Annotated in this window: 11 protein-coding genes; 2 read left to right on the top strand and 9 right to left on the bottom strand. The window is 31.9% G+C overall.

Annotation, left to right across the window (positions count from 1 at the left end; all coding sequences use genetic code 11):
- Window positions 1-14: 14 nt before the first annotated feature.
- Both EV144_RS08450 and surE read right to left on the bottom strand, forming a co-directional pair.
- Window positions 15-287, bottom strand: coding sequence for a hypothetical protein (locus EV144_RS08450; protein ID WP_134147961.1), 273 nt, complete (start codon window positions 285-287; stop codon window positions 15-17).
- Window positions 280-1059 carry a 5'/3'-nucleotidase SurE gene (gene surE / locus EV144_RS08445; protein ID WP_134147959.1) on the bottom strand — a complete coding sequence of 260 codons (780 nt, stop codon included), beginning with the start codon at window positions 1057-1059 and terminating at the stop codon, window positions 280-282. Before surE ends, EV144_RS08450 begins: the two co-directional genes overlap by 8 nt.
- A gap of 203 nt (window positions 1060-1262) precedes the next feature.
- Here surE and EV144_RS08440 point away from each other — a divergent pair, with 203 nt between their 5' ends.
- The gene (locus EV144_RS08440; protein WP_134147957.1) at window positions 1263-3446 is read left to right on the top strand and encodes a carboxy terminal-processing peptidase; all 2184 of its coding nucleotides are present in this window, start codon (window positions 1263-1265) and stop codon (window positions 3444-3446) included.
- Between the two features lie 94 nt (window positions 3447-3540).
- A complete protein-coding gene (locus EV144_RS08435) occupies window positions 3541-4338 on the top strand; it encodes a DNA/RNA non-specific endonuclease (RefSeq protein WP_134147955.1) in 798 nt (265 codons plus the stop codon).
- Here EV144_RS08435 and rpe read toward each other — a convergent pair.
- From rpe to EV144_RS08400, 7 genes are all read right to left on the bottom strand, one after another.
- Complete coding sequence (gene rpe, locus EV144_RS08430) at window positions 4315-4977, bottom strand: ribulose-phosphate 3-epimerase (RefSeq protein ID WP_134147953.1); 663 nt, start codon at window positions 4975-4977, stop codon at window positions 4315-4317. The genes EV144_RS08435 and rpe overlap by 24 nt on opposite strands.
- Window positions 4978-5302: 325 nt before the next feature.
- Window positions 5303-6166 (bottom strand): RNA polymerase sigma factor RpoD/SigA, encoded by an 864-nt coding sequence (locus EV144_RS08425; protein WP_007804760.1) that lies wholly within the window; start codon window positions 6164-6166, stop codon window positions 5303-5305.
- Between the two features lie 85 nt (window positions 6167-6251).
- The gene (locus EV144_RS08420; RefSeq protein WP_134147951.1) at window positions 6252-7721 is read right to left on the bottom strand and encodes a porin family protein; all 1470 of its coding nucleotides are present in this window, start codon (window positions 7719-7721) and stop codon (window positions 6252-6254) included.
- The gene (locus EV144_RS08415; protein WP_134147950.1) at window positions 7711-8262 is read right to left on the bottom strand and encodes an RNA polymerase sigma factor; all 552 of its coding nucleotides are present in this window, start codon (window positions 8260-8262) and stop codon (window positions 7711-7713) included. Before EV144_RS08415 ends, EV144_RS08420 begins: the two co-directional genes overlap by 11 nt.
- A 62-nt stretch (window positions 8263-8324) precedes the next feature.
- The gene (locus EV144_RS08410) at window positions 8325-9644 is read right to left on the bottom strand and encodes a hypothetical protein (protein WP_134147948.1); all 1320 of its coding nucleotides are present in this window, start codon (window positions 9642-9644) and stop codon (window positions 8325-8327) included.
- A gap of 114 nt (window positions 9645-9758) precedes the next feature.
- Entirely contained in the window at window positions 9759-11495 is a 1737-nt protein-coding gene (locus EV144_RS08405; protein ID WP_134147946.1) for a hypothetical protein, read from the bottom strand.
- Window positions 11483-12688 (bottom strand): DUF4249 domain-containing protein, encoded by a 1206-nt coding sequence (locus EV144_RS08400; RefSeq protein ID WP_134147944.1) that lies wholly within the window; start codon window positions 12686-12688, stop codon window positions 11483-11485. The genes EV144_RS08405 and EV144_RS08400 overlap by 13 nt, the downstream gene beginning before the upstream one ends.
- Window positions 12689-12690 lie beyond the last annotated feature (2 nt).

Raw genomic sequence — 12690 nt, 5'->3', positions numbered from 1 at the left:
TGCAAAGATAGGATTTAAATAAATAAAGTAGAAATTGCCAGAACAATCACGGCCAAAACAACACCTCTGGCCATAAATTCTTTGTTCTTTTTTAGAAGAAGCAAAAAAACAGCCAAGTCTAAAATAGTGCCCAAAGTAATTATTTTGCCTAGATAGCCGTATTGTTTTATAACGCCAAGTTCGGTCGAGATATCAAAAGTGGTAAAAAAAGTAATGAACAAATAACTTCCTAAAAGAGAAGTAAAAATTCCGATTATAAAGCCAATAAAAAAATCTCTCTTATCCATTTAGTTTCCAAGTATTAAGTTGCTGCATAGTATGATGTGCCGTTAAATCAAATTGTACCGGAACAACAGAAATATATCCGTTTTCCAAAGCCCACTCATCGGTATCTTCACCTTTATCTTCATTGGTAAATTTGCCTGTAAGCCAGTAGTAATCTTTTCCGTAAGGCGTTTGTCTTTTGTCAAATTTCTGCGCATAATAAGCTTTCGCCTGACGACAAATTTTAATTCCCTTGATTTCCTTTTCTTTTAATTTCGGAAAATTAACATTTAAAACAACACCTTCGGGAAGTTTATTGTTAAGTGTTTCTAAAGTTATTTTTTTGACAAAAGATTTTATTTGTTCAAAATCAGCATTCCAGTCAAAATCCAATAATGAAAATCCGATCGCCTGAATACCTTCAATTCCGGCTTCAACCGCGGCGCTCATTGTTCCGGAATAAATTACATTTATAGAAGAATTCGATCCGTGGTTAATTCCAGACACACAAAGGTCAGGTTTTCTTTTTAAAATTTTATTAACTGCCAATTTCACACAATCTACAGGAGTTCCAGAACAGCTATATTCCGTAATAAGGTCGCCTTCTTTGGATATTTTATCTAAAAATAAAGTATTATTTATAGTAATTGCATGGCCCATTGCACTTTGTGGTTTGTCTGGAGCCACTACAATCACTTCGCCAATCGTCTCCATAACGCTTATTAAAGCTCTGATTCCGGGAGCTAGAATACCATCATCATTAGTCACTAAAATAAGGGGTTTTTCTTTTTTCATTATTTTTAATTTTTAACGATTACAGGATTTAAAAAACAAATGTAGTAACAGTTTTGGGTTGAATAATTACAAATAAAATAAAAATTGTTAACTAATTCCTAGAAGATTTTCGGGCGTCAAACATTTTTATATCTTTAACAAAAAATTACAATGAACTTGGCTGTTGTGGCATAGTTTTTACCGTAACTTAGATAAAAAAATTGATGAATGCTATTATTGAATTTATGAAAAGAAATTATAAAATACTTATAGCCGTATTATGCTTGTCGCTTACCTTGTTTGCATTTAAAATGAACGCAGATAAGTCTATAGATCCTGATCCAAATAAAGATAAAACACTTTTAGAATTACTTGCATTTGTTATTGAAAAAGGGCATTATAACCCAGCAGAAGTAAACGATGAATTTTCTAAAGGAATTTTTAAAGATTATATAGAAGCTTTAGATCCTTCAAAAAGATTCTTCTTACAGTCTGATATTGATGAATTTAAGCAATATGAGTTGATGTTGGATGATCAGTTTTTGAATAAAGATATTACGTTTTTCAACCTTACTTATACAAGATTGATGAAACGTATGGAAGAAAGCAAAAAACGTTATAAGACTATTTTGGCTCAACCATTTAATTATGATGTTGACGAGACTTTTAATGCCGATTATGAGCACATTCCGTATGCAAAGAACTTAGCAGAAATTAACGAAAGATGGAGAAAACAAATCAAGTTATCTACACTTTCTTCGCTGGTTACAAAACAAAAAATTGAAGACGAAAAGAAGAAAAAAGATCCTGCTTACAAAGAAAAAACTTTTGCAGTTTTAGAAAAAGAAACTCGTGACAATTCGTTAAAATCATTAGATGATAACTTTAGTGTTATTAAAGATTTAAATAGAGATTATTGGTTTTCTGTTTATTTGAATTCTATCATGGCGCGTTTTGATCCGCATACAAGTTATTTTGCTCCAGAAGAAAAAGACCGTTTTGATGTAAATATCAGCGGAAAATTAGAAGGAATTGGTGCAAGATTAACTAAGAAAAATGATTTTACTCAAATTGATGAATTGATTTCTGGAGGTCCGGCATGGAAAGGTAAACAACTAGAAGCCGGAGATTTAATTTTGAAAGTTGCACAAGGAAACGAAGAGCCTGTAGATGTTGTAGGGATGCGTTTGGATGATGTTGTGAAAAAAATTAAAGGACACAAAGGAACTGAAGTAAAACTTACGGTAAAGAAAGTTGACGGAAGCATCAAAGTAATTACGATTATCAGAGATGTTGTAGAAATTGAAGAAACGTACGCTAAATCTAGTATTGTTGAGAAAAACGGATTGAAATATGGCGTAATTTATCTGCCTAAATTTTATATCGATTTTGAAAATAAAGACGGTCGTGATGCCGGAAAAGATATTGCACTTGAAGTTGAAAGACTGAAAAAAGAAAACATCAACGGTATTGTACTTGATGTACGTGATGACGGTGGTGGATCTCTTTCTACAGTAGTTGATATTGCTGGTTTATTTATCGAAGAAGGACCAATTGTTCAGGTGAAATCTGCTGGTAAAAAGAAAGAAGTTTTATACGATAAAGATAAAAAAATCGAGTGGGACGGACCGTTAGTTATTATGGTAAACAGCTTCTCGGCTTCGGCATCAGAGATTTTGGCTGCTGCAATTCAGGATTACAAACGTGGCGTAATCATTGGAAGTAAACAAACTTACGGAAAAGGAACGGTACAAAATGTACTAGATCTAAACCAATTTGTTCGTAATGCAAACTATGGAGATTTAGGAGCGTTGAAAATTACAGGACAAAAGTTTTATAGAATAAACGGAGGTTCTACTCAATTAGAAGGTGTTCATAGTGATGTTGTTATGCCAGATCGTTATGCTTACTTAAAAATGGGTGAGAGAGATATTGACAATGCAATGCCTTGGGATAAAATTGATCCGGCAGATTATGCTACCTGGACTTCTAATGAAAACTTTAATAAAGCAATCTTAAATAGTAAAAACAGAATCGCTCAAAACGATCAGTTTAAATTGATTGAAGACAATGCAAAATGGATTGATATTAAGAACAAAGAAAACACATACAGCTTAAATATCAAAAGCTTTAAAGCTACTCAGGAACAAGTAGAAAATGAAGGTAAAAAATACAAACCAATCTCGGATTATAAAAATGATTTAGTGTTTAAATCATTGCCTTATGAAGATCTTGAAATGAAAAGCGATGCTGCATTAAAAGAGAAAAGAGACGTTTGGCATCAAGCTTTAGCTAAAGATGTTTATGTTGAAGAAGCATTAAACGTTTTGGATGATTTACAAACGAAAGGTCTTGTGAAAAATACAGTTTCTCCTAAAATGAAAAAAGATAAGCTGGTAAAATCTTAATTCGAAAGAAAATTAATTTGTTATTAAAACGCTCCATAATTTAATTTATGGAGCGTTTTTTTGTAAGTTTAATCCCGAAATAAAATTACGTTATATGAAATGGTTTATTGTGTTAAGTTTGGTTACCGTTGTATTTGTGTCTTGTAAAAAAGAAAGTACTGTCGAAGGAATAAGTGCTGATAAGAAATTAATTCAGGAAGAACCTGTTTCTCTTGTATCAAGTCAAAACACTGCCTATTCGACTTATTCTTTTGCTTATTTGCCGACTTCTACAACTAAACAAATTGTGAAACATCAATATTACACACTTTCTTATAATGAAAAATTTGAGCAGGCCGAATGGGTTGCGTATGAATTGAAGAAAGAGAATTTGATAAACAGAAATTATAAACGCCCTTATTTTATAGAAGATCCAAAAGTAACGACGGGTTCTGCAGATTGGAGAAATTATAAAAATTCGGGTTATGATAAAGGACATCTTTGCCCTGCAGCAGATATGGAATTTGATGAAAACGCTTATAATGATACTTTTTATACTTCGAACATTTCGCCTCAAAAACATGATTTTAATTCTGGTATATGGAACCGACTAGAACAGAAAACACGTTATTGGGCAGAAAAGTATAATGATATTTATGTAGTAACAGGCGGAATTTTGGATGATTCAGACAAAAAAATAGGGACAGAAAAAGTTGCTGTCCCTAAATGTTTTTATAAAATTATCTTAGCCAAATCTGGAAAGGAACACAAAGCAATTGCATTTTTGGTTCCAAATGAAGACAGCGATAAGTCACTTTATGATTTTGTAGTTACTATTGAAACATTAGAAAAAAGGACTGGAATTGATTTCTTTCCGAATTTGAAAAACTTAAAAAGCAGTCAAAACTTTTAGATCTGCAATTGTTGTAACTGGATTTTCTGCTTTAAAAACAAAACTTCCGGCAACCAAAACATCAGCTCCGGCTTCTACCAATTGTTTTGCATTTTTGTTTGTTACACCACCGTCAATTTCGATAAGTGTTGAAGCATTTTTGTGTGTAATTAAAGCTTTTAGCTTCTTTATTTTATCGTAAGTGTTTTCTATAAACGTTTGCCCGCCGAAGCCAGGATTTACGCTCATAACACAAACTAAATCAATATCGTTGATAACATCTTCAAGTAAGTCAATATTAGTATGAGGATTAATAGCTACTCCGGCTTTCATTCCTTCTGCTTTAATAGCTTGTAAAGTTCTATGTAAATGTGTGCAGGCCTCATAATGAACCGTTAAACCATTTGCTCCTAAATCGGCAAAAGTTTTAATATATCGGTCTGGATCAGTAATCATTAAATGCACATCAATATATTTTTTTGCATGCTTAGAAATAGCTTCTAAAACTGGCATTCCAAAGGAGATATTCGGAACAAAAACGCCATCCATAATATCAATATGAAACCAATCTGCCTGACTGTTATTAATCATTTCGATATCGCGCTGCAAATTAGCAAAGTCAGCGGCAAGTACAGAAGGTGCTATAAGTGTATTCTTCATTTTGTAGTTGTGTGTTGTTTTTTACAAAGATAAATTTTTTTGACCGCAAAGTTTTCTTTTGAACCATTAAGAGATTAAGAAAATTAAGTTTTTGCTTTAAATTGCTTCTGTAATAAGTTAATAAATTTTCTTCTTTATGAAACTTAATGCCTTAATGGTTCAAAAAAGAAAATAAAAAACTCCGGTAATCAGCCGGAGTTTCAATCATCAATCAAAAAACGAACAGTCAATCAAACTGTTGTTTGGGAGAAAATTCCAAATTATAAATTCCAAATCCCAATTTTAGTTGGAATTTGGAATTTTAAATATTGAAATTTAATATTGTTTATCCAAGATAAGTTTTAAGAATTTTACTTCTAGAAGTGTGTTTTAATCTACGGATTGCTTTTTCTTTAATCTGACGAACACGCTCACGAGTTAGGTCGAAAGTTTCTCCGATTTCTTCAAGAGTCATTGGGTGCTGATCGCCAAGACCAAAATACAAACGAACAACATCTGCCTCTCTTGGAGTCAATGTTTCTAAAGAACGCTCGATTTCAGTACGTAAAGATTCGTGGATTAATTCTCTGTCTGGGTTTGGAGATTCACCAGAACGTAAAACGTCGTAAAGGTTAGAATCTTCACCTTCAACAAGAGGTGCATCCATAGATAAGTGACGACCAGAGTTTTTCATAGACTCTTTTACGTCGTTTACAGTCATATCAAGTTCTTTTGCAATTTCCTCAGCAGAAGGCGGACGCTCGTTAGATTGCTCTAATAAAGCATACATTTTGTTGATTTTATTGATAGAACCAATTTTGTTTAATGGTAAACGAACAATACGTGATTGTTCTGCCAAAGCTTGAAGAATCGATTGACGAATCCACCATACAGCGTAAGAAATGAATTTGAAACCACGAGTTTCATCAAAACGTTGAGCCGCTTTAATTAAACCTAAGTTTCCTTCATTAATTAAATCGGGAAGTGTTAAACCTTGATTTTGATATTGTTTTGCCACAGATACTACGAAACGTAGGTTGGCTTTTGTTAATTTTTCTAATGCTCTTTGATCACCAGCCTTTATTCTTTGTGCTAATTCTACCTCTTCATCAGCGGTAATTAGGTCAACTTTTCCAATTTCTTGTAGATATTTGTCTAACGATGCAGTCTCACGATTGGTTACCTGCTTGGTAATTTTAAGTTGTCTCATGTTGTTGTCTCCCTATTTTTTTAAAGTGTACAAATAGTTATACGTAAGAAGTATTCAAAAAGTTACAATTAATTTAAAAATATTTTTAAAATTTATAAGTTACTCCAGATTGGATAGACAAACTATATGGTTTTGAGGCATTACCTTCATTAAAAGTGGTGAGATAATATTTGAAAATTGGATTAAAATCTAATTGAATTTTTTCTGTTAGTTTGTAGTTTAAGCCTAATCCTAGATTATAAGACAAATTGGTTTCAGATATACTTTTAACTTTACCAATCTGCTTGTTTTTTATTTTGTCAGATGAAAGAAATAGTTTATTATCATCTAATATTAAAATACTAAATCCTGTAAAAACTTCTATGCCAAATGGGCTTTCGTCTTTTTTTAAGGCATAATTAAATTCCAAAGGCATTTCGTAATACGATAACTTCTGCTCTAAATCTACCGGTCCCGAATTTTTAAACTCGTTATTAATCATTTCGCTGGAATAATATTTTAGTGTAATATTATTGTAGTTCGTTATTAATTGGTTTTGATCTAAACTTGTTGTGATTTTTAAATTTATTTTAGAAACTCCAACTCTAAATCCCAGCTTGTTATACATCGATTTAAAATAAAATCCATAATGTGAAGTTATCGGATGACCTTTAGACCTATTGGAAAGAATCGGGTTTACCATAGATTGATTGGATAAAGAACCAAAAAGGGCAGGTCCATAAAATGCAGAAACGCTATATTCTGCATCAGAACTTTCTTTTTGTTGCGGATAATCTCTTTTTACATATTCTCGTTTTGGAGTTGTCTGCCTTTTTGGTTTTTCGACTGCGCTGTCTTTTTCGGTAACTTTTATTTCTTCGGTAATAGAAGGAAGGATTTTATCGCTTTTACCGATTTCTTTAGAAAAAATTTTGTCATTAATTGAATCAGTTGCTTTAGTTGCTGGAAATGGAGTTGATTTTTTTGGCTTATTTAGAGGTTTCTTTTTATTGATTTTGTTTTTATTTATTGGAGCTTTGTATGGCTTTTTTGTTGTTTTTGCAATTTTAGGAAATGACGTTTTATGGGTCGTGGTTGTTTGTTTCTTTTTTACAATGACTTTGTATTTTTTAACCACTTCATATTCTTCATATTCATCTGTAGAAAGAATTAATTTTTTAGACTCTTTTATAAGTTTCTCGGTTCGGCTTTTTTTAATTGTTGTTGTTTCTGTAGATTGTTCTTCTGTACCTTTTGTGTTTGTTTTGGTTTTAGAAACAGCCACTTTTGAAGTTGTATTTGTTATAGAAACTTTTGATGGATTTTGCTGTGTTGTAATTTGTTTTTGTTTGTCGTTTGATAAGTTGTCTTTTTCTTGATCAAATTCTATAAAAAAGAAAGCAGACGTTAAGACGACAGCGGTTAATAGGCTAGGAATAAGCCAGAATAAAATTCTTCTTTTTCTTTTTTTGTTTAGATCGCTTTCTATTGAGGCCCACAACTTATCGCTTGGCTTTTTATCCAAAAGCGCCAGTTTATCTTTGATAGTTGTGCCAATTTCGTTTCTATTTTCCATGGTTGACTTGGTAATTATGGAATGTTTTTTTTGATGTAATTTTTTCCTTTAATATTAATTTTGCCCTGTAAAGATTAGATTTTGAAGTGCTTTCGGTTATAGAAAGCATCGATGCGATTTCTTTATGTGAGAACTCATCCAATTCGTATAAACTAAATACTAAGCGATATTGATGCGGGAGTTCTTGTACTAATGACAATATATAATCGAGTGAAAAATCTATTTCGCTGTCATCAATAAAAACATCCTGAGTAATATCATCCTTTATTGGGGTTAAAAAACTCGAATTTTTATACCGGGCAATCGCCTTATTTATGGTTATTCGTTTTATCCAGCCTTCAAAACTTCCTGTTCCCTTAAAGTTTTTTATACTCGTAAATATTTCAATAAAAGCATCATGAAGATTATCTTCAGCCTCAGCATCATTAGGGCAATACTTGAGGCTTAAAACAAAAAGAGTTTTATAATATAAATTATAAAGTTCTTCCTGAGATTTCCGGTTTTGCCGAACGCATCCTTTTATTAATTGATCTTGATTCAAAAATGAATGATTTTAGATGTTTTTAAATGTATAAAATTGTAAGCGGATTATTATAGGTAATATTAAAAGTATCTTATCGCTCTGGCTTTGACGGTGTTTTTTGCTGGTATTTTTGGTGTTGAAACTTTTTCGCCTGTTTCAAACAAAATTGTTGATACCGCAGCTTCGTTTATTTCTGTAGAACTCCAATAATTTGAGTTAGTCAAATTTTCTAAATTATTTAAATACAGATTTTTGTGGATTAATTCCAATTCTTCTGAAGAAGGTAAAAACCAGTCTGCACTTTGTTCCTGAATATATCTTACAGCATATTTAGCCAATAGACTTCCGTCATTTGCAGGATTGCAAATTGCAGGATTTTTATAATAATTTACCAGGCTGTCATGGTATCGTAAGATTTGTGCAGTATTGTAAGCACCTCTTCCTATTTCTGAGTTTCTGGCTTTTGTTATGGCGGAACTTGCGCATCCCCATTCTGATGATTTTAAATCGTTTGAAGCGGCTTCTATATATCTCCAGCCATTAGTATATTCTCCTTTGTCGTAAAAAATGGTTCCTTTAGACGGACCTTTATCGCCAACTTTATAAACAATTCTCGATTCTATAATCTGCTCTAACAAAATATTTTTAGGAAGCGTTTTTATAATCATTTCGGGACCATTAAGTTCCATAGCGTTATCCATATTCCAATATTTGCCAACTTCAGAAGTGTCATCTAAATTTATATTAAGGTGTAGTTTATCATCAACCATTAAAAAGAACCAAGTACCGTGATACTTTTTATTGTTATAGTAAAAAGTAAGAAATCCTCCAGTACTTATCTGAAAAATACCGCTGTAATAAGTATTATCTCCATTTTCAGAATATTTAACTTTCCAAAAAATAGATTTAATTTCGAATGGAGAAACAAAAGCATCCGTAAAAGTTCTTATAATATCATCTCTTGTGCAATTGTTTAATGCTATATTTAATTCAGAATTGTTGTTGACAGTATAGGTCGTATTGTCTGCTAAAACAGTCTTTATAGGAAAACTGATACTGAGTGATTCCTCTTCGGGAAGATTGGACAAGAGCTGACTGAATTGGGCATCGCTTTTAACATTTGCAGAACCAATTGGGCGGAGTTCGCTGTCGTATTTTACAAGACTTAAAGGATAAATGATTTCGACGCATGGCGGTTCTTCACCTGCTGATACTTCATTTGCTGTTGCCTTTTTTAGAGTTTGGTATAATTCAGATTTTTTTTCAAATATTGCACCGTGGTTTTTTAAATTTTCGGCACTAAAAAGGCGTGCGTTATCATCAAAATCAGTGCATCCTGCTATTAAAAACAATAAAAATAAAAGGAAGAGAGAAATTGTTTTATGTGCTGGATGTTTCATTGTAATGACTTTTATAGTTTGCTATCATTTAATAGTCTAAAAAAGCCAAAAAGGTTGCGTTTTAAATTCAAAAAAAAACCCCCAATTCATTTAGTTGAATTAGGATTTAAAATTTTAATTTAAAGTTGCATCTTTTACATCAATAATTTCTTTTATAAAAACAGGTTTACCACTTGCGGAAAAACCTTCTAAAGTAACTTCAAATTTTCCTGAAACATCAGAAGTATAAAACTGAATGTCTGAATTTATTTTGCTTAAATCTGCATTCGGAAGCCACAAAAGCTGATGTCTGTAATCAGGAATTCTGGAGTTCTTATTATTGGAATAATCTGGCTGAAAATATTCTTTTTTAGGCTGCGGTCTCAAAATTTCAGGTTTTATTAGAAAATTACCTTTAAGATTTGTTTCGTAATCGCCATTTTTGGTTGTAAAACAAATTAATCCGTTAAATGATTTTGCACCATAATAATAAAGTCCTTTTACAACATTTACTTTGTAAAGATTTTTTGGGCTCGAAGCAAAAAACTCATTAAGATTTTCCAATATTAAACCATCTACAGTAACTAGTGGAGGCAATACAGATTCATAATTTTCATCATAATCGTAAACTTGTATTTCATAGTTATTATTTGTTTTCTTATAAATTACACCGCTTACGACTTCGGTAATAGTTTCCTGCACTGTCGGGAATCTTGTAAAATCGTCAAATACATATTCTTTAGATAACGCACCATAAAAAGGAATAAGTTTGACAGGAGTAATTAAACTATCTTTTTTTATGTTGTAGTACGCATTTTCTACTTGACTTGAAATCAGTCTTTCTGTTATAATACTATTAGATGCTGCAGTAAGCTGAAAATTAGAAAATGCAAGATTAGATAAATCAATTTGTTTGGCTTTGTTTACTTCAATAGTATAATCTGCTTTGTTTTCGTCAAGAATTTGAACGATGATGTTTGCTCCCGGGTTTGCTTTTTCCAGATTGAAATTAAACCTGCCTTGTTCATCTGTTTTGGTTATTTTTAGATCGCTATTTTTTCCAACAATCGAAAGTGCTATTTTTTTATTTTGTATGTTTCCCACTGCAGATGCTATTCTACCGGATATAATTTCGCCTCGCAATTCTGGCAAAACAAAATTTATGTTGTTAATAGGAGTATTAAAAGCTTTGTTTTGATTTGTTAATTGATAATCCTTAAAAGATGTTTTGTTTTGAGTAAGGAAACCATCTGCTTTTCTCACAGATACTGCATAATTTCCTTTTAAGAAATCATCAGAAGCTGTTTTAACTTTCAGCTCAACCGGAGTTCGATTGTTAAATGTCTTCGTTTGAAAACCAAATGAAATATTATTATCCGTTACAGGTTCAGAAACTGTTATTCCGTTTTGAGAACTTGCTGTAGTAAGCTTTTCCTGATATGGATTTATGATGTAAATATCGGTTGTGAAATATTCGTCAGCATTTTTATTTAGCATCCAGTTTGTGTAACCTACAATTTTGTAAGTGCCGGTTTCTAAAGTAGTGGGAATAAAAAAATCGCCGTTTCCACTTCCGTTTTCAAGAAACAATTTATGGGTAAAAACAACTTTTTTATTACTGTCAATAAGTTCAAAATAGGAAACTTTGCTATATTTTGTCGGAACATTAGTTATTTTGTTAATGCAAAATATCTTGTATAGCAAAGTTTCTCCTGTTAGGTAAGAATTGGTGTTTGTAGTGATAAAAACCGATTCGTTTAGGTTTTTATCAATTTCATTCAATTCTACCAAAGCAGTATTGCTCTGAGCAAAAATAATCTGCTGACAGCTTAACAATAAAGTTAAGACTGCTATATGTTTTAATCTATCCAAAATGATGGTTTTATATTTGATGAAAAAGAGGTGCAATCGCCGCATTCTATAGGATATAATAAATAAGATGGGCTGTCATTTGGGAAAAAGACTCTTATCCTTTTAGTAATCAAATCTACAATTACATCATTCTGACAAGATGGCCCTATAGTATTAGCGCAATAAGTATAATAATAATCAGCAATTTCGATTTCTGGAATTTCAGCAGGACAATAATATTGGTATTCTGGAAGTCTCGTATTAGGGAAAAGATCCGTAAAATTAAAAAACAATCGTTTTTCAGAATAAGAACTTACATTAAAAAAACCCATTACCTTTTCGCCGGGATTATCAACTGATTTAATATTTCCAGAAAGAAAACCTGGTTGTGTTTGTGATAAGATACTTCCGGAATTTGATATTGTTTTTAATGTTTCGTAAAAAGTATGTGCGGCAAAACTTTCAACATATTGTTTTACCAATATACTGTATCTGCTTCTAATAAAGTTATCTGAACTGCTAATGAATCTAACCGGGAAATTACTCACTTTATCTTCAGTCAAATCGCTCGTATTTGTTGTAAGTAGCTCATTTGATTTTCTGCTTGTAAAGCAAATACGGGCTTCTTCTGTTCTTGGTACAAATGTTATCCTTCTGCCATTTGCTACAGCTTTTTCGCTATACCATTTTGGAGCCACGATTTTAGATGTTTCTTCGTACTCATAGCGGTAATATTTGGATGTGTTTGTAGGATCTGTGCTATTGACTGTTATTTCTACTCCGAGAACATTATTTTTTGTAACAGCTGCGGCTTGTAAGCTTTCTATAGAAGTTTGGGTTGTTAATATTTCTGGAGTTGAAAGATAAGTTCTCCCATTTTTAGTAAGAACATGCAATTGATATTTTCTACCTGCAACAGCTTGAAATTGGATTTTGGAAATATATGAGCCGTTACTTTCTACAAACTCATATGTATTGCCAGCATCGTCACTAACATATACAATTGCTTGTGTTTCCGTTTTCGGAGCGCTTTCTTCAAGTGCATAAGATCTTGAAAGTTTTATTTCATGATATTTATAATCGTTTGTGATCATTGCTTCTATCACAATAATATCTTCATAGCCATTAGTTTGATAATTGTATGGCGTTGTACACCCAAATACAGATGTGAGGAATAATGCGGAAAGGAATCTATATAGTAAGATTTTTTTCATAA

This window comes from Flavobacterium sp. 270, assembly GCF_004368785.1.
In the GTDB taxonomy this organism is placed as follows: Bacteria; Bacteroidota; Bacteroidia; order Flavobacteriales; family Flavobacteriaceae; genus Flavobacterium.
This window is presented reverse-complemented; position numbering and strand designations above follow the sequence as displayed.